The sequence below is a fragment of the Actinocrispum sp. NPDC049592 genome (assembly GCF_040675465.1).
In the GTDB taxonomy this organism is placed as follows: Bacteria; Actinomycetota; Actinomycetes; order Mycobacteriales; family Pseudonocardiaceae; genus Kibdelosporangium.
On sequence record NZ_JBFAPA010000025.1, the window covers coordinates 146,663 to 163,699 of the forward strand.

Sequence of the window (17,037 nt, forward strand, 5' to 3'; positions counted from 1 at the left end):
GTCCCTCCGTGGAAGTCCGCACCGGTCAGGCCGGCCAGTGCCGGTTCAGCACGCCCGCCATCAGCACCGGATCCCGCAGCCAGGAGAAGTGGTCACCGGCCACGCGGTGGCTGCCCAGCCACGATCCGGTCAGCTCACGCCAGGTCCTCAGCTGCCGCTCGGTCACAGCGGTGTCGTGCTGACCGCCCACAGCGGCGATCCCCGTCGGCAGCCGGCCGGCGTGATCGTCCACATAGGACCTGCCGATCGCCAGATCGGCCCGCAGCGCGGGCAGGGTGAGCCGCATCAGCTCCTCGTCGGCAAGCAGGTGAGACGGCGTACCGCCCCGGTGGCTGAGGAAAGCGACCAGTTCCTCGTCGCTCAGCCCTTCCTCGGGCATGCCGGCCACGGCGACGGCTGGCACCGAGCTGCCGGCCACCAGCAGCCCGGCCGCCGGCCTGCCCTTGCCCGCCAGGAGATGGGCGACGTCGTAGGCCACCAGCGCACCGAAACTATGTCCGAAGAGGACTGTCCGGCCGGCGTCGTCGAGCAGGTCCGGCAGGCAGGCGGCCGCCATGTCGCGGATGGATCCGGCCGGGGCTTCACGCAGGCGCGGGCCGCGGCCCGGGTACTGCACGCCGTACACCGACCAGTCAGCCGGGGCCCCTTCGGTCAGCGGCCACGCGGCCGAGGCGCTCGATCCGGCGGGCGGGAAGAAGACCAGCCTGCGACCGGCCGGGGCGTTCGCCTGCCGGAGCTGATGCAGCCAGCGAGCGGACGGCACGTCAGCGCCCCTTCTCGAGCAGGGCACGGACGTAGTCGCCGAACCGCGGGTACTCGAACAGCATCCGCAGCGGCGGCCGCACACCGGACAGCTCCTCGATGCGCGACGTGATCGTGAGCGCCGCTGCGGAACTCCCGGCCAGCAGGAAGAAATCACTGTCGTCGTCGATCGCCCCGCCGAGTGCCTCCGCCCAGATCGCCCGGACAGCGTCCTCAGTGGACAGGACATCGTCATGCAGATCGGTCATCGCTTCCCCGCTCATTGGTCAGGCCGTGGTCGAGTACCGCAGGTCGTGCCGGTGCGGCAGGCTGCTGTGGGCGCCCGGCTCCGGCAGGCTGTGGTCGATCCACACCGTGCCGGTCAAGCGCTCGCACGCCTGTACTGTCCGGTCGAGCCGGTCCTGGTGGCCGGGATGGTCGTCGGCCAGCAGCACACCGAGCGCCGTGCCGCTGTGGGCGGCGATCACGCCGAGCCCGTCCACCGCACGGCAGATCTCGATCATCTCCGTCAGCGTGCGCTTCGGGCACAGCCGCTGGTTCATCAGCGCGCTCCGGGTGGCGATCTCGCCGGCCGCGGCGATGTCCCCGGTCAGGACCGCCTGCGCCAGGCTCCTCAGCAGAACCGCGTAGGTCCGTCGCTGAGCGGCGGTGAAAACCTTGGGCTGCTTGTTGAACCCGACCGTCTCCACCTCACCGCCCTCGTCGACGCCGACGACCGTCACCGGCGGCAGGTGCCCCAGATGCGATCGGACCCGCACCTCTCGGTGGTGGAACGCGACCACGCCGTCGTGCATCACCCCGTCGGACGGCTCGATGCCCCGCAACAGTTCTTCGATCTCCGGGGGATCCAGGACGATCCCGATGGCCTCGCCGACCGCACGGGCGGTTGCGACCAGGTCGGCCGAGGAGCTGGCCAGCCCCTTGCCTTCCGGGAGATCGCTGTCCAGCAACAGGAAACCCCCGCCACATACGCCGTACCGGCCGAGCATCGCCTCCACCAGCCGTCGTGACTTCGTCTTGTGGGCCGGTCGCACGTGCACGTCGGACACGCTCGGCTCCAGCAGGAAGCGGGCTGTGCTCCAACGGGCGATCGGCATGGTCACCAGGAAATCCGTGCCGTCGGGCAGTGCGCCTTGCAGCAGTTCGCCGAACGTCCCGAACGCCGTGGCGCTCCCGAACGTCTCACCGATCTCCCGGGGTCCGGCCATCAGCCGTCGCGTTTTCGTCATGGCCACTCGCCTGGTCGCGTGCCCGGCATCACGCCGTGCACAGAAGTCAATACGCGGTCAATGCGCGCCGGCATCGCGTCGAGCGCGGCACGCCGGGCAGAGATCTCGTTCGTCAGCTGTGTGTGCTCGCTTTCCTGGGCGGCCAGCAGGCGCGAGACCTCACCGGGATGGGCGGATCCGCGCGAACGGCGGCGTCTCAGCTCCGCCTGCGGGTCGAAAGCGTCCCGCAGGAGCTGGCCGGCGCCGGTGATGGCGTGGCCGTGCGCCGCGGCGATCGCACCGAGCAGGGATCCGTCCACCGAGCCCGCGCCCAGGCCCGCGTCAAGGGCGGCGACCACGTAACGACCCGCGATGACCTGCGCGTCGCGCCACGGCACCTGCTGGTCGAGCGTTAACCGGTTGGCGAGGGAGAAGCCGCCCAGATACTCCTCATCGCAACGAAGGCGGCCGTGCTCGGTGCGGAACACGGTCTCGTCGAGGACTTCCGTGAACAGGCGCAGCAACGACCTCAGCGTTCCCAACGCGGTGCCCAGCTGCGCGGAGCTCTCCTTCGACACCTCGACCGTGTTGCTGTACGGCGTGTTGCGCTGAGCAGTCGCGACATCCGCGTACCAGGAGGTCAGATGCGCGGTCCGGCCGCGAATCCGTTCGAGGACGGGGTAGTTCTTCTTCTGCGGCATCGCCGAGGAGATCCCCGCGAGCTCGTCAGGCAGCTCGACGAGCCCGTGCTCGCTGCCCGCCCACGTCATCAGATCGGTCAGCAACCGGCTCAGTCCGACGGCGAACGTCGAGCACTCCGCCGCGATTTCCAGCAGCCATCCCCTCGACGCGACGCCCACCAGCGCATGCGGCTGAGGACCGGCGAACGCCAGCAGACCGGCCATCCGGTCGCGATCCCACCCGAGCTCCTGCCCGGCCAGCGCGCCACTGCCAAGCGGGCAGAGGTTCACGACGTCGTAGGTCGCCACCATGCGCCGGATCGTGTGCAGCAGGTGCGCCGAGATCGCGCTGACGAAGAAACCCGGTGTGATGACCTGCGCGGCCTGCAGATGGGTGAATCCCGGCATGATGTCGCCGGTGTACCGGGCAGCCAGCCGTTGCGCAGCCGAGGCGCACGACAGCATGTCCGCCATGACATGCAGCGCCTGGTCACGCCCGAACATCAGCTGGACGGTGGCCTGCAGGTCGTTGCGGCTGCGGTCGACGTGCCAGGCCGGCACGTCCAGCCGCCCGGTGACATGCCGTTCGATCGCGAGGGCGATGTCCGAGAGGTTCGCGACGGGATCGGCCGACAGGCCGTCGCGGATCACGTCGCCGAGTGCGCCGGCGATGGACCGGACCTGCACGCCATCCAGGACGCCCAAGCGCCGGTACTCGGCCAGCAGAACCTTCTCCACCTGGACGTAGTGCGCGAGCAGGTGGTCGGCTTCGTACCGGAACTGCGGCTCCAGCACGAGTTCCCGCAGCGCGGCGCTGGGCGGGCGGCTGATCCGGCCGGTGAGGGCTTCGGTGGGGTTGTTGTCGATCACGGCTGCCTCGCAGGCGGCCGGACAGGGTCGCATCCCTCGGCGAAGACGGCCGCGAGGCTCGTCATCATCGACGTCAGCTCCGGAACGTCGCGGCGCAGACAGGGCAGGGCGATGCCTTCTCCGCCTGCCGCGATGAGGTTCTCCTCAATGGATCCGACGAGCGCCGACCGCGGTCCGATCTCGACGAACAATGTCCGTCCCGGTGGGCCGGCCAGGACCGACCGGCACGCGGACGCGAAGCGGACCGGACGGCGGGCGTGCGCGGTCCAATATCCCCCGATGAACTCCGAGCCGTCGACGAACCTGTCCAGAACAGTCGAGTAGAGCGGGATACGGCCGGGCCGTGCCTCCAAACCGGACAGTCCGGCGCGCAGGTCGCACAGGATCGGATCGACCTGCGGCGAGTGCCCGGCGACCCCGGCCTTGAGCTTGCGGCAGAACACCCGCCGCCGGAGGAGCGGTGCGGTGATCTCTGCGAGCGCGTCCGGATCACCGGCCAGGGTGGTGGACCGGCCGGTGTTCATGGCGCAGACCCACACCCGGTCGGCGAACGGCCCGATCGCCTGGCGCGCATCGTCCTCGCTCAGCGCCACCGCCCACATGTCGCCGGTGCCCCGCAGGGTTTCCAGCAGAGCGCTGCGGCGGCACACCAGTTCGGCGGCGGCACGCACGGTGAGGCTGCCCGCCGTCACCGCCGCCGCGATCTCGCCCATGCTGTGGCCGATCATGACGTCCGGCTCGATCCCCCAGTCCCGCCACAACCGCGCAAGGGACACCTGCAACGCCCACACGGCCGGCTGGGCCACGCTGACCTCGGTCATCGGCCCGCCGTCGAGCAGGAGATCGATCAGCGACCAGCCTGTCTCGGCCTCGATGGCCCGCGAACACTCCGCCATGGACTGCGCGAACGGGGGAACAGCGGTGAGCAGCTCCCTGCCCATTCCCGCCTGATGTCCCCCGTGACCGGAGAACGCGAAGACCAGGCGGGGGCGGTCGGCGGGCCGCACACCGGTGTGTGTCCGCGTCAGGAACTCCCGCAGCCCGTCCGCCACCTGCTCGCGATCCCCGCTGACGATCGCGGTGGGCCAGGACTTCGATGTGATCATGGTGTCCACCTCCTTCATGGGCCGGTCACGCCTCGGCGAGGTCGAAGACGGCCAGCCGGAGTTCCGAGGTGTACCTCTCGGCCGGGCCGCCGGTGAGCCAGAGGTCCGCTGTGGCCGGAAGCATCTCGGTGATCTGGACCGGCACCTGGTCCGGTGCCGATCGCGCCGCCCGGACGGCTTTGGCGAACAGGTTCACGTAGACGGGGCTGTCGAAGTCCACATAGAACGGTTTCTTCTGCTTCGCCGCCTTGACGAACACCTCCCGCGGCATGCGGTTCGCCCGAGCCCACTGGCGCGCCTGCGCGAACCGGGTGGCCTCGTTCTTGGCCGTGGCGAAGGAAAGCTGGTCCGGGCCGAACATCCAGGACTCCCGCGTGATCACGACCTTGCCGATGGTCACCCGCGGCGTGTGCGGCAGCACGCCGAAGATGCCGAACCTGTCACCGACGAGGTTCATCAACATCTCGGCGAACACGTCCAGCACGTCGAACCGGTACTCACCCGGCGCGGTCACCCACAGCCGGCCTGCCGACCGCTCGACCTCCAGGTCCGCGGCGCGCAGCACGCGGGACCTGGCCGGATCGACCGTGTGGTCGAACAAGGTCACCAGGAAGTCCCGGTCGAGCGTCAGTGCCGGATGCGTCCGCGCGGACAGGCGCCCGGCGTTCTCCTTGGGCAGTACCGGATGGAGTCTCGGCCCAGGGGTCTCGGCAGCCAGGCAGGCCCACAGCTCCTGCGGACACGGGTGCTGCTCGACCTGGAACGCGCTGCGGAGCGTGTTGACCGCGACATGGAACTCGCCCAGCACGAGGGTGAACTCGCCGCGCTCGAACGCTTCCCGGCTACTGGCCGAGATCATGATGTCGGGACTGCAGTACCGGGCACCGCTCCACCCCGGCCCCGGGGCGTCGAACAGCTCGGCCACCTTGTCGGCGAGTTGCTCCTGGTCGTAACGAACTCGGGCGCCGTCCACCGGGCAGTCCAAAATAGACTCCCAGCGGCGGTGCAGTTCGGCGCACACGTCCTCGGCCATCCTGGCCTCGGGTCCGTGGACCAATGGCATGGCGTTCATCCAGATCCACGCCAGCGTGGGCATGTGGCCATGACCGGCCACGTACTCGTCCACCAGTTCGCCGAGTGCCGACCGCAGCTTCTGGCCGACCTGATGGGTGAACCACCGGATGCTGCCGAGCAACAGCTCGATCGGCCGCAAAGCCTCGAGGAAGTCGCGCCCCAGAAGCGGGCGGACGTCACGCAGCGCGTCGTGGTAGACCAATGTGCGCCCGCCATATGTCTTGCCCTGATTGCGGGTCGGTGCGGCACCGGTCAGCTCCCGGAAGGTCGCGTCGAGATCCGTGAGCGCACCGAGCAGGGCCGCCGGATCGTCCGCCGCCAGCCGCACCTCGTCCCGCGCCGCCTCCAGCCGGTCGAGCTTCGCCCGGCCTTCAGCGGCCACAGTGGGATCTCCCAGCTCCGACAGCACCCGGCGAAGATCGCGTTCCGGGCGCAACGAGACGGGAACGTCGATCCGCCACGCCAGGACACGTCGCCGGCACAGTCGTTCGATGACCGCATAAGCGTCCTCGACGGACAGTCCGGCTACTGTGTCCACAACGGACTTCACGACCTGCCAGGCAGGTGTCCGCCCGTCACACGAGCCAAGGACGGCGAGCTCCTCCGGTTTCAGCGGCACCGGCCGCACACCCGGGACCCGCAGATGCTCGTCCTCGATCCGGACGAACGGCAGGATCCTGGGGCACAGCCACTTCCTGAGCCCGCCGGTCGCCTCGACCCTCGCGGCCAGCTCGTCCACCGCCCACGTCTCGAAGAACACCTCGGAGCTCGCGATCAGGCCAGGGCCTGCCCGGACCTCACTCGTGGCGGTGCCGGCATCCAGGTGGCCCCAGCCGACCGGCCCGAAGAACCCGATGGCGTCATTCTTGACGCAGTACCGCTGCCAGTAGTTGGCCAGCAGATCTTCGTGCTGGCGGTACTGGCTGTTGCGCTTGTCGATCCCCGGCCTGCGGCGCAGGAACGGGTTGAGGCCGGTGTCGATGACACGGTGGTTCTGCCAGGTGAGCGCGAGCCGGAAGCCGGGTTCGCGCACAATGGCCTGCAACTCGCCGCTCAGCCGGGCCATCTCCGCGTCGAACGCCTGCTGGTAGGCCGCGTACCCCGGCGAGCCGGGAGACTCCTCGGCCACGGTGTCCGCCTGCCGCGCCAGCTCGGGCGCGGTCAGGCGGGACACACCGGAGGCGGGGAACCCCGACGCACGCAACAGCAACGGCTTCCAGACCGCCCACTTGCCGGACGGCAGAACGACGTGCGTCGCGTCGACGCGACCGCCGGAGAGATCCATCGCGCACCGCCTACCGGGCGAGTGCCGAGGCGACCTCTTCGGACAGCTCGTCCGCCGAGGGGCACATGTACATCGTGGACATGGCGATCCGGGCACCGGTCAGGTCCCGCAGCGTGTGCAGCACGATGACGCCCTTCTCGGAGTCGCCGCCGTGGTCGAAGAAGTCGTCCTGCCCGCAGATGTCGCTGTTGCCCAGCACCTGCTGGTACAGCTTCAGCACGATGTCGCGGATCTGGACCGGTGAGTAAGTGATCTGCTCGGTCATGGTTCGGGCACTCCTCATCTTCAGGTGGACTGGAGAACAGCGGGCTCACGTTCGTCGCCGGCAAGCAGTTGCTCGGTGGTGGTGGCCGGTGACTCGTGCGCCACCAGCAGGTCGCCGTGGTTGTGCTCGTCGCACACCACCACGCGGGGCGAGTGCTCCTTCACCTCTTGCTCGTCGTACACCGCGTAGGAGATCACGATCACCTTGTCGCCGGGCTGGGCGCGCCGGGCGGCGGCGCCGTTGAGGCACAGCACGCCGGATCCGCGTTCTCCCTCGATGATGTAGGTCTCGAACCGCTCACCGTTGTCGATGTCGACAACCTGGACTTTCTCGTTGACGGAGAGGTCCGCCAGGTCCATCAGGTCCTTGTCCATCGTGAGCGAGCCGACGTAGTGCAGGTTGGCCTCGGTCACGATCGCCCGGTGGACTTTCGACTTCATCAGCGTCCGCAGCAAGCGTGCCTCCTCTTGGTTCCGGAATGGACAGACACGTCAGGAGATGTAGACGAAGTAGGACTTCAGCGCCGGCATCAGGGTGCTCAACGGCACGCCCGCGCGGACGCCCAGTGCGAAAAGCAGGTTGTAGCGCAGGTTCCGCAACGGCATCCGGTCGCGGAAGACGTTGATGCCCCGCAGCGCGCTGTGCCGGTCGTGCCAGTCGATGTTGAACGACACCGACGGCGCCAGCGACGTGACCTTGTGCAGCGTCCCCGGCGGCATGTAGAGCAGGTCGCCGGCCTCGACCACACAGGTGCTCGTCCGCACGCCCCGGAATCGCGGGAACCGCTCCAGGTCCGGGTCATCCGGGTCTACTTTGGACCAACGCCAGTTGTACATGTAGCACCGGTCCCGGTCGGCGGCGTCCACCATCACGAACCGCTTGCTTCCGTCGAACTGGAAGAACAGGTTGTGGGTCAGCAGCGTGTCGAAGTGCAACGGCGTGACCGCGTGCGACGGGCCGACGAAGAACTGCGGGAACACCCACCACTGGTCGCGGAAGAACTTGGGGAACACCTCGGCGGGGAACGGCTCGAGGTCCGCGCGCAGGGCGGGCAGCAGGGACAGCAACGGCACATCGTGCAGGTACGGCGGCGGTTTGCCGACCTCGTCGTCGGGCAGCCCGGCGATCCGGTCCTCCCATTCGGTCACCGTCCTGCAGTAGTCGGCCATCCGCACGGTGGTGGTGACGCCGTCGGCCACCCTGCCGGTCTTCAGCCGCACCGGCAGATCCGGTGCGATCGAAGCGAAGTGCGACAGCGACCAGCGGTCGGTGGCGGGCAGCCCGGCGAGCGCGCCCTTCATCAACACTGGCTTCTTGTTCACGTACTCCGCGTGGAACTGCGCGGCCGTCAGTGGTGGCCGTACGTCAACGAGCGAGGACGGAACTGTGGTCGTCATGGTTCCTCCTGACCGACACTGGGCGAACGGGCTGGTCTTCGAGCAGGGAACGGATCACGTCAAGCGCGTAGTCGATGTCGTCGGACCCGACGCCGTGGTGGGTGACCGCGCGGATGCGGTCGTGGCCGAGTTCGGCGAGCGACACTCCCCGCGCGCGGGCGGCGGCCAGAAACGCGTGAGTGTCCCACTGCGGGGCGACGACCCGGAAGAAGACCATGTTGATCGCCGTGCTGGCCGGGTCGACGGCGATCCCGGGGATGTCGGCGAGCCCGGCCGCGAACCGCCGGGCGGTGTCGTGGTCCTCGGCGAGCCGGGCCCGGTTGTCCAGCGCCACGATCCCGGCGCCCGCCAGGACACCGGACTGGCGCAGCCCGCCACCGAGCATCTTGCGCACCCGCCGGACCCGCCCGACGAACTCCGTGGTCCCGGCCACCATCGAGCCGACCGGCGCACCGAGTCCTTTGGACAGGCAGAACTGGACCGAGTCGGCGTGGGCCGCGATCTGCGACGCGGGCACGCCGATGCTCAGCGCGGCGTTGAAGATCCGCGCACCGTCGAGGTGGATCGGCAGCTGCTTTTCCCGCGCCCACGCCGAAACGTCGGCCAGGTACGACATCGGCAGCACCCGGCCGCCGGTGTGGTTCTGCGGATTCTCCAGGCACAGCAAGGCGGGTGCGGCGAACTGGGGATCGGCCGGATCGGGCGGGAAGGCCGCCTCGATCGCACCGAGGTCCAGCGACCCGTCCGGCTGGTTGGCGACGGGGTGGTACATCACCCCTCCGCACACCGAGGCACCGCCGGCCTCGTAGATGTAGATGTCGGAATCCTCGCCGACGATGACCTTCGAACCGCGCGGGCAGTGGGTCAGGATGCTCGCGAGGTTGCTCATGGTTCCACTGGGCATCAGGCAGGCCGCCTGCTTTCCCAGCACGCGGGCCGCCAGCGACTCGAGATCGCGGACCGTCGGGTCCTCCGCGTAGACGTCGTCACCCAGTTCCGCGGTCACCATCGCCTGCAGCATGGCCGGGGTGGGCAGGGTGAATGTGTCGCTGCGGAGTTCGACACGACGTCCTTGACGTCCTGGACTTCCTTGACTTCCGTGCACACCGTCTCCCGTGCTAGCTGTCCGGTCGCTCCGGCGACCGCCTTCGGGGAAACTCTGCGACCCGGCTCCATCGGGGGCCTTTTGGCGCGCTATCCCCGGCATGACACGGCCGGGTGCGGACACTGATATCGACGGGAAAGCACCGCGATAGCGGCGATTCGTAACCTGGGCGAAGCCGTCAGGTCGCGGAGCCGCGCGCGCCGATCCCAGCGCGTCGCCCGCGGCCGTCCGTCCCATCAACGACCGGCAGGTGACTGGATGCTCAGCCAAATGACCGTCGCACACTTCAAGGCCTTCGGCTTCACCGTACTGCGAGGGCTGTTGTCGGAATCCGAGGTCGGCCGGCTCACCGAGGAGGTGAGCCACACGCTGACCAACGGCTACGGCGATGGCTACTCGGAGGGCGTGGACATGACCGTCACGCCCGGGTTCGACATGCCGATGATGTCCGACGACACACCACTGGCGTCCAGCCTGGTCGCCGACGATCCGCGGTTCTGGCAGGCGTCGCACTACCTCACCGGCGTCGCGACCCTGCCCACCAACGGGGAGGCCACGTGCTTCCTGTCCAACTCCAAGTGGCACCCGGACATGCCGCCCGCCGTCCCCGGTGTCAAGTTCATGACCTACCTGGAGGGTTGCTCGGCGGAGACCGGCCAGCTGCAGGTGCTGCCCGGATCTCATCTGCCCGGGGCCGCTCCGGCCATCTGGGACTACCTGACGCAGGATCCGCGCAGGCAGGGGATCGTCGACGATCCGGACGAGTGGCCGGTTCCGGCGTACGGCATCGACACCGAGCCGGGTGACGTGATCGCCTTCCACACCAACCTGCTGCACTCATCCGTGGGTGGATACCGCCGCCTGGCGTGGGACGTGCTCTATCTCGAGGACCCGATCCTGGCCGGCCAGGACCAGGTCGAGACGGTCCGCGACGCGATCCTGCACATCGGTGACTACCGGGGAACCGAGTTCGACCACGAGAAGTGGCCGGTGTGGCGGGACTGGGTGGCCTCGGCCAAGGGCACGGGCATGCGCAGGACGGCGATCAACCGCCTGCGCCGGATCGGTGTCCTGGGCGTCAAGGGCGCGGACATCGGCGAGCCCGACTGGCAGCCCCGGCTGCCCAAGCCCTCGACCGTGCTGAGTTCCGGCGCACCGGCGACGCGCCGGTCGTAACGCCGCTCAGGCGCCGCAGCCGGGGGGATCGCTCTGGCCGGCGAGCTGGTGCAGCACGACCAGGCCGCCGTACGCGGGCTGGTCGAGGCGCTGCTCGTCGGTGGCGAGATACGAGTCGAGCACCTCCAGGATCCGGCGATCGAGCTCCACGGCGTCTTGCGGGGACAGATGCAGGGCGAACCGCGCGAACGTCCGGACCGAATCCGGGCCCGCGTCCCGCAGTTCGTCCCGGAAGGCCTCGATGGGAGCGAAGGCGGCGTCCGGCTCGGTGCCCGGCGGGTCGTCGATCCACCAGGAGCGGGGTTTGGCCCGGTAGGGCTTCTCGAGCGCGCCGCTCTGCCCGGTGCGGACCGGCGCCTGCTCCAGAAGACCGGCGGCGACCAGGTGCCGGACGTGGTAGAGCACGGTGCCGGGGTCCTTCTCGAGGCGGTCCGCCAGCTGCTTGTTGGTCAGTTCCTGCTGCCAGCACAACCGCAGGATCCGCAGGCGCAGCGGATGGGCCCGGGCCTTGGCTTCCCGGACCGTCGCCTCACGTCGGCGCATCGGCGCAGATGACATGACGTGAATAATAGTCCATCGATGGAGAGGACCAATCGGTGGAGTTTTCTCAATCGATATGGGACCCTGACTCCGTGGACTCCCACGAACCTGTACCGGCCAGCACCCGCCCCGCCCGACCGTCGTTGGGCGGCAACTACTGGCGGTTGTGGACCTCGGCGGCGTTGTCGAACCTGGCCGACGGGATCCTCAAGATCGCCCTGACCCTGGTGGCGGTCGGGTTCACCCGGTCGCCGGGCCTGATCGCCGGTCTGGCGTTCGCCTTCACCATGCCCTGGCTACTGTTCTCCCTGCCCGCCGGCGCGATCGCGGACCGCTTCGACCGCCGCAAGCTGATGCTCGGAGCCAATGTCCTGCGTGCGACGCTGCTCGGAGCCACCGCGCTGACTGTGTTGCTGGACGTCGGATCGATCTGGGTTCTCTACATCGTCGCACTTTTCGCCGGTACCGCCGAAACGATCTACGACACCGCGGCGCAGTCGCTCGTCCCTCAGGTGGCGCCGCGCGACCAGCTGCCCCGGGCGAACGGCCGGATGTACGCCGCCGAACTGACCAGCAACGAGTTCGTCGGCCCACCCCTCGCCGGTTTCCTGGTGGCGGCCGGCGCGGCCATCGCCCTCGCCACCCCGGCCGCGCTCTGGGTCGTCGCGATCGTGGCACTGCTGCTGGTGCGTGGCTCGTTCCGGATCGAACGCGACCCCGGCCAGACCGCCAGCATGCGTCACGATATCGCCGAAGGCATCCGTTTCCTGTGGCACAACTCGTTCTTGCGGATGTTCGCCGCCGTCGCCGGCGTCTTCAACTTCGCCAGCAGCGCGATGCAGGCCGTTCTCGTGCTGTACGTGGTCGGTTCCACCTCCGCCATGGGGCTGAGCGAACAGGCCTACGGCTGGCTGCTGAGCACGATCGCGGTGGGCAGCCTGCTCGGCTCGTTCCTCGCCGATCGGATCGAACGGGTCGTCGGCCGGACTCGCACCCTCGTGCTGGGTTTCATCGCGGGCTCGCTGTTCGTGGGTGCGCCCGCCCTCACCGCGAACCCCTACTTGGTCGGTGCCGCGTTCTTCGTCGGTGGCGCCGGTCTGGTCATCGCCAACGTCGTCATGCTGTCCCTGCGCCAGCGGATCACGCCTGAGCGCCTGCTCGGCCGGGTCAACAGCGGCATCCTGTTCGTCGCCGGGGGCATCAAGCCGCTCGGCGCCGTCGCCGCCGGAGTGCTGGCGCAGCTGTTCGGCGTCCGTGCGGTGTTCGTCATCATGGGGTTGCTGTCGCTGGCAACCCTTTTCACCACAAGGAAAATGACGGACGAAGCGATGGACGCCGCCGAGCGGCGCCCAGATCACTGAGACCACTGATCCGCATCCGTGACCGCACGGCCGCCCGCAACCGCGGGAGATCTCCGGAGGTCTGTTCGCCCGCGTAGATCCGGGCCAGTTCGTGCACCCGGTAGCGGACCGGCTCACCGGTCACCACTTCGATCAGGTAAGTCTCCACCAGATTCTCCAGCAGTTCCAACGCTTCGTACTCGTCGGCTTGGCCGGTGTCCAGCACGGCCGCGGCCATCCAGCCGGGAAACGCGTCCGTGCCGAGGTCGGACAGCAGACTCAGCAGCCGCCGCTCGCGTACCGGCAGGCCGTGGTAGGTGGACGCCATGGTCTCCCGCACGCTCAGGTCGCCGTGGGTCAGCTCGTCCAGCCGTCTGTCCTCACCGGACAACTGCCGTACCATCCGGCTGAGTGTCCAATGTGGACGGGCACGGAGCCTCGCCCCGATCACCCGCAGGCCCAACGGCAGCCCGCCGACCAGCCTGGTCAGTTCGGTCACCGCCCGCCGGTCGCCGTCGACCCGCTCCGGCCCGGCGATCCGGCCGAGCAGGTCACCCGCCTGACCGGTGTCGAACGCGGGCACGTGCAGCAGCCGGGCACCGGCCAGGCCGGTCAGCTTCGCCCGGCTGGTGATCAGCACGCCACAGCTCGCGCTGCCCGGCAGCAACGGCCGTACCTGGGATTCGCTGCCGGCATCGTCGAGCAGGACGAGCATGTGGCGATCTGCGAGCAGGCTGCGGTACAGCTCGGCACGTTCCTCGATGTCCTCGGGTATGCCGGTGTGGGGCACGCCGAGCGCCCGCAGGAAGCGGCTCAGGACGTCGCACGCCTGCTGCGGGCGCCCGGCACCGGTCAGCCTCGCGTAGAGCTGGCCGTCGGCGAATCGCTTACCGGCCAACAGATGCGCCACGTGGACGGCCAGCGCGCTCTTGCCGGCCCCACCGATTCCCGTCGCCACCACGACGGGCATGGCCGGCTCACCGGACAGCAGGCCGGTGAGCCGGGCGACCAGATCATCCCGCCCGGCGAAGTCGGCGATGTCAGCAGGAAGCTGCCGCACAGGTGTGCGTACGGCCGGTTGCGTCCGCTGCGCCGGTTGCGCCGGCCTGACTGCCTGCCCGGCCGGCGCGTCCACATGCAGTCGCGGGTCGTCGGCCAGGATCTGGGCCTCCAGCCGGCGCAGCTGCTCGCCCGGCTCGAGGCCGAGCTGGTCGATGAGCTCCTTGCGGACGTTGCGGAACGTCTCCAGCGCCTCGGCCTGACGGCCGGACCGGTGCAACGCCAGCATCAGCTGTGCCCGGCTGCGTTCCCGCAGCGGATGGGCCGCGACCCGCTCGACGAGCTCGCTGATCAGCTCGCGGTGCCGGTTCATCCCCAGCTCCCAGTCCACACAGTTCTCCTGAGCGGCGAGCCGCTCCTCGTCCAGGCGGGCGGCTGTGGTGGCGACCACCGGCCCGGCCACGTCCCCCAACGCGGGTCCACGCCAGAGTTCCAGCGCCTGCCGTTGCAGCGCGGCCGCGTCAGCGATCTGGCCCCGCCCGGCCAGTTGCGTGGCCTGCGCGGTCAGCCGCGCGAACCGGCGTGCGTCGAGCCGGTCGTCCGCGATCCTGATCCGGTAGCCCATCGGCTCGGTCTCGATCAGCTCCGCGGCCCCGAACTCTCTCAGCACACCGCGGATCGCCGACACGCAGATGTGCACCTGGCTGCGGGCGGTCGCCGGTGGCGCGTCGTCCCAGACGGCGTCGATCAGCGTTTCGCTGCTGACCACCCGGTTGGCGTCCAGCAGCAGGACCGCGAGAATGGTCCGCTGGCGCAACGCCCGCAGTTGTAACCGGTTCTCCGCGCCGACTATGCTCAGCGGCCCGAGAACCTCGAATCGCACGATCTGTCCGGAACACGTGGTCGCACCGGAATGGACCGCGTCCGCGGTGAAGCCCATCGCTCCCCCTAGTTTCTTCGCGTCATCTCAGGTGCCTCAAGCAAAAGGCGTTCGTTCGCTGCCCAGCGCGCCGATCAAGGTGATTCCGAGCGTGCCGCAGTTCGCAGTCCGGCGACAGACACCCGGCAGACGGGCCGCGTCTGCGTTGTGATCGATGTCCGGTGGCACATTCCAGAGGTAGCGGGGCACGGTGAGAAAACCGCTGAATGGGGTATGCCACTACTGGCCGGACAATGGACGTCGAGGGTCGAAACATGCCAAATCAGCAGGTAATGCGCGATTCCGGGATCAGGCCGGACCTGGACCGGATGCCACAGCTCAATGCGATGCTGACGAGTCTGGGGCTGGGTACTCTCGCGCCGGACTCCGTGACGACCTTCGCCGGCCGCAACCACAACTGGGCCGGGACGACCGACGCGGGCATCCGCGTGTTCGTCAAGCAGATAGGCGGCGACGCGAACGACGCGTCGATCCGCCTGCGCCGCGCCATCACCGTCAAGACGTCCCATCTGGCGGTGCCCAGGTGTCTCGGCTGGGACGACAAGACGCGGCTGATGGTGTTCGAACTGCTCACCCCTGCCAGCAACGGTGCGCGGCTGGCCGCCGACGGCGAGTTCGGCAACGGCCTGGCCCGTCAGGCCGGAAGGCTGATCGCGGCGTTGCACGGTGCCCGCCTTCCCGTTGAACGAGCAGACGCCTATCCGCCGGTCGAACCGCTGGAATCCCTGTCGTGGCAGGCCTTCGCGCACGCCACAGGTGCCGAACTCGAGCTGTGGCGCATCCTGCAGTCCGACGGCAGCATGATCCCCGCGGTGCGCCGTCTGCACGCCGAGCAGCAGGCGGCCACGCCGACGCCGGTGCACTGCGATCTGCGCCTCGACCAGTTCCTTGCCTGCGAAGGCCGGCTGTACCTGACCGACTTCGAGGAACTCCGGCTGGCCGACCCGGCCAGGGACATCGGCGCGTTCGCCGGGGAATGGCTGCACCACTCGGTGATCCAGATCGGCGGAGCGACGGCCGAACTGTCGCATGAGGACATCGTGGATCTGGCCACAGCCGAGTTCGAGCGGGTCCGCCCGCTCATCTCCGCGTTCTGGCGGGCATACGTGACCGGCCTCGACCGTCCGGACGGCACGCTTGTCCGGCGTGCCACCGTGTTCGCCGGGTGGCACCAGTTCACGCGGGCATTCGCCAAGGCGCACAAGCGTTCCCGGTTGTCGGCGCTCGACCGCGCGACGGTCGGTATCGGCCGGCTGGCGATGCTGGACCCGGACGGGTTCGCGGACGCCATCGGACTGGGGGCAACGTCATGACGACCCTGATCACAACCGTTCCCGCCGCGCTGGCCGAGGCCTTGCGCTCGGCCGACATCGACCCGGTCCGGTTGACCGCCCGGTTCGGTGACCGCCGGGTCAGCGCCGGATCGCCCGCCGAACTGCGCGGTAAGCTGGCCTCAGCGCTCTACGACATGCTGCACGTGGGCCGTGACAAGCCTGGGGGCCAGCGGCCGAGGGACCATCAGGACGAGGATTTCGAGAGCCGGCTGCGTTCGGTCGTTCCGCACGCACACACGCTGGCTCCGGCGTCGATCGTGGACCACTCGCCGGCGACAGGCATCGCCACCGTCGAGCTCGCCGGCGTTCGAGTGCGACTGCCGGTATCCGGCACCCCGCGTGCCGGACAGCACGTTCTGCTCAAAGTGGACTGTGTGCGGCCGCGCCTGTCCCCCGGTTTCCTGCTCGTCGAAGGATCGGCGGGCAACGGGCTGGGCGACGGCCCGATCCTGCGTGTCTACATGCACCTGGCCGATGCCCGCCACGCCGTCCGGTTGTGGTCCGCCGTCCTCGGCCGGCTGGAACTGCTTGCCGTGCCGTACCGAGCGAAGATCACCTCCACTCGGGCAGGGCTTCCGCGACGCGACGGCCTGGTGATCTACCTCGGCCCGCGGGCCTGGCACGCCGCTCGCGAAGTCGCCGCCGCTGTCGCCGACCTGCCCGGCCTCGGGCGGTCGATCTCGTTGTACGCCAGCCCTCTCGGCCCCGGCGTGGCCACGGCATGGGAGCCCGACGACTCCCGGGCCGGATTCCGAGGGCGGAGTTTCGGCGAACACCGGTCGCTGGCGATCGCCACGGGTCTGCTGGCGCACGCCCAGGACCCGTCGATCTGCCTGGAGGCCCGCCTCACCGCGGCGCTGACCGCGGCGAACATCGTCGCGGGCAGGCCCTCCCACAACACCACATCCCCCTCATTGCCGGACATCACGTCGTGATCCGGCCGACAACCAGCAGAA

The 17,037-nt window shown here is 69.2% G+C and carries 16 protein-coding genes; 4 read left to right on the plus strand and 12 right to left on the minus strand.

Going from position 1 to position 17,037, the window contains the following annotated elements; genetic code table 11:
- Window positions 1-25: 25 nt before the first annotated feature.
- From AB0J95_RS45560 to AB0J95_RS45605, 10 genes are read right to left on the minus strand one after another with little or no spacing between them, the layout of a single operon-like run.
- Window positions 26-763 (minus strand): alpha/beta fold hydrolase, encoded by a 738-nt coding sequence (locus AB0J95_RS45560; protein WP_364772243.1) that lies wholly within the window; start codon window positions 761-763, stop codon window positions 26-28.
- A gap of 1 nt (window position 764) precedes the next feature.
- Window positions 765-1,010, minus strand: coding sequence for a phosphopantetheine-binding protein (locus tag AB0J95_RS45565; protein ID WP_364772245.1), 246 nt, complete (start codon window positions 1,008-1,010; stop codon window positions 765-767).
- A gap of 18 nt (window positions 1,011-1,028) precedes the next feature.
- Window positions 1,029-1,991, minus strand: coding sequence for a kinase (locus tag AB0J95_RS45570; protein WP_364772248.1), 963 nt, complete (start codon window positions 1,989-1,991; stop codon window positions 1,029-1,031).
- Window positions 1,988-3,520, minus strand: coding sequence for a lyase family protein (locus tag AB0J95_RS45575; protein ID WP_364772250.1), 1,533 nt, complete (start codon window positions 3,518-3,520; stop codon window positions 1,988-1,990). The genes AB0J95_RS45570 and AB0J95_RS45575 overlap by 4 nt, the downstream gene beginning before the upstream one ends.
- Window positions 3,517-4,626 carry an acyltransferase domain-containing protein gene (locus AB0J95_RS45580; RefSeq protein ID WP_364772253.1) on the minus strand — a complete coding sequence of 370 codons (1,110 nt, stop codon included), beginning with the start codon at window positions 4,624-4,626 and terminating at the stop codon, window positions 3,517-3,519. Before AB0J95_RS45580 ends, AB0J95_RS45575 begins: the two co-directional genes overlap by 4 nt.
- Window positions 4,627-4,651: 25 nt before the next feature.
- Window positions 4,652-6,985 (minus strand): lantibiotic dehydratase, encoded by a 2,334-nt coding sequence (locus AB0J95_RS45585; protein ID WP_364772256.1) that lies wholly within the window; start codon window positions 6,983-6,985, stop codon window positions 4,652-4,654.
- A gap of 10 nt (window positions 6,986-6,995) precedes the next feature.
- Window positions 6,996-7,250 carry an acyl carrier protein gene (locus tag AB0J95_RS45590; RefSeq protein WP_364772259.1) on the minus strand — a complete coding sequence of 85 codons (255 nt, stop codon included), beginning with the start codon at window positions 7,248-7,250 and terminating at the stop codon, window positions 6,996-6,998.
- A gap of 20 nt (window positions 7,251-7,270) precedes the next feature.
- The gene (gene panD, locus AB0J95_RS45595; RefSeq protein ID WP_364772261.1) at window positions 7,271-7,705 is read right to left on the minus strand and encodes an aspartate 1-decarboxylase; all 435 of its coding nucleotides are present in this window, start codon (window positions 7,703-7,705) and stop codon (window positions 7,271-7,273) included.
- Between the two features lie 36 nt (window positions 7,706-7,741).
- Window positions 7,742-8,647 (minus strand): cupin-like domain-containing protein, encoded by a 906-nt coding sequence (locus AB0J95_RS45600; RefSeq protein ID WP_364772264.1) that lies wholly within the window; start codon window positions 8,645-8,647, stop codon window positions 7,742-7,744.
- Window positions 8,616-9,752: a GntG family PLP-dependent aldolase gene (locus tag AB0J95_RS45605; protein ID WP_364772267.1), complete on the minus strand. Its 1,137-nt coding sequence runs from the start codon at window positions 9,750-9,752 to the stop codon at window positions 8,616-8,618. The genes AB0J95_RS45600 and AB0J95_RS45605 overlap by 32 nt, the downstream gene beginning before the upstream one ends.
- Before the next feature lie 270 nt (window positions 9,753-10,022).
- Between AB0J95_RS45605 and AB0J95_RS45610 the strand changes: the two genes are divergently transcribed.
- Complete coding sequence (locus tag AB0J95_RS45610; protein WP_364772270.1) at window positions 10,023-10,928, plus strand: phytanoyl-CoA dioxygenase family protein; 906 nt, start codon at window positions 10,023-10,025, stop codon at window positions 10,926-10,928.
- A gap of 6 nt (window positions 10,929-10,934) precedes the next feature.
- Here the strand turns inward: AB0J95_RS45610 and AB0J95_RS45615 are convergent, their stop codons facing one another.
- Entirely contained in the window at window positions 10,935-11,486 is a 552-nt protein-coding gene (locus AB0J95_RS45615; protein WP_364772272.1) for a winged helix-turn-helix domain-containing protein, read from the minus strand.
- Window positions 11,487-11,560: 74 nt separating this feature from the next.
- Between AB0J95_RS45615 and AB0J95_RS45620 the strand changes: the two genes are divergently transcribed.
- Window positions 11,561-12,829, plus strand: coding sequence for an MFS transporter (locus AB0J95_RS45620; RefSeq protein WP_364772274.1), 1,269 nt, complete (start codon window positions 11,561-11,563; stop codon window positions 12,827-12,829).
- On the opposite strand, the gene AB0J95_RS45625 is transcribed toward AB0J95_RS45620, so the two are convergent.
- A complete protein-coding gene (locus AB0J95_RS45625; protein ID WP_364772277.1) occupies window positions 12,768-14,747 on the minus strand; it encodes a BTAD domain-containing putative transcriptional regulator in 1,980 nt (659 codons plus the stop codon). The two genes, AB0J95_RS45620 and AB0J95_RS45625, sit on opposite strands and share 62 nt — an antisense overlap.
- Window positions 14,748-15,001: 254 nt before the next feature.
- Between AB0J95_RS45625 and lxmK the strand changes: the two genes are divergently transcribed.
- Together lxmK and AB0J95_RS45635 are read left to right on the plus strand one after the other, a co-directional pair.
- Complete coding sequence (lxmK, locus tag AB0J95_RS45630) at window positions 15,002-16,060, plus strand: class V lanthionine synthetase subunit LxmK (protein ID WP_364772279.1); 1,059 nt, start codon at window positions 15,002-15,004, stop codon at window positions 16,058-16,060.
- Complete coding sequence (locus tag AB0J95_RS45635; protein WP_364772282.1) at window positions 16,057-17,016, plus strand: T3SS effector HopA1 family protein; 960 nt, start codon at window positions 16,057-16,059, stop codon at window positions 17,014-17,016. Before lxmK ends, AB0J95_RS45635 begins: the two co-directional genes overlap by 4 nt.
- Window positions 17,017-17,037: the final 21 nt, after the last annotated feature.

What these genes read in the sequence shown, in the direction of transcription:
- AB0J95_RS45610 (WP_364772270.1), top strand. Translation starts at nt 10,023, where the DNA reads ATGACCGTCGCACACTTCAAGGCCTTCGGCTTCACCGTACTGCGAGGG.
- AB0J95_RS45600 (WP_364772264.1), bottom strand. Translation starts at nt 8,647, where the DNA reads ATGACGACCACAGTTCCGTCCTCGCTCGTTGACGTACGGCCACCACTG.
- lxmK (WP_364772279.1), top strand. Translation starts at nt 15,002, where the DNA reads ATGCCAAATCAGCAGGTAATGCGCGATTCCGGGATCAGGCCGGACCTG.
- AB0J95_RS45635 (WP_364772282.1), top strand. Translation starts at nt 16,057, where the DNA reads ATGACGACCCTGATCACAACCGTTCCCGCCGCGCTGGCCGAGGCCTTG.
- AB0J95_RS45570 (WP_364772248.1), bottom strand. Translation starts at nt 1,991, where the DNA reads ATGACGAAAACGCGACGGCTGATGGCCGGACCCCGGGAGATCGGTGAG.
- AB0J95_RS45590 (WP_364772259.1), bottom strand. Translation starts at nt 7,250, where the DNA reads ATGACCGAGCAGATCACTTACTCACCGGTCCAGATCCGCGACATCGTG.
- AB0J95_RS45625 (WP_364772277.1), bottom strand. Translation starts at nt 14,747, where the DNA reads ATGGGCTTCACCGCGGACGCGGTCCATTCCGGTGCGACCACGTGTTCC.
- AB0J95_RS45580 (WP_364772253.1), bottom strand. Translation starts at nt 4,626, where the DNA reads ATGATCACATCGAAGTCCTGGCCCACCGCGATCGTCAGCGGGGATCGC.
- AB0J95_RS45585 (WP_364772256.1), bottom strand. Translation starts at nt 6,985, where the DNA reads ATGGATCTCTCCGGCGGTCGCGTCGACGCGACGCACGTCGTTCTGCCG.
- AB0J95_RS45565 (WP_364772245.1), bottom strand. Translation starts at nt 1,010, where the DNA reads ATGACCGATCTGCATGACGATGTCCTGTCCACTGAGGACGCTGTCCGG.
- AB0J95_RS45615 (WP_364772272.1), bottom strand. Translation starts at nt 11,486, where the DNA reads ATGTCATCTGCGCCGATGCGCCGACGTGAGGCGACGGTCCGGGAAGCC.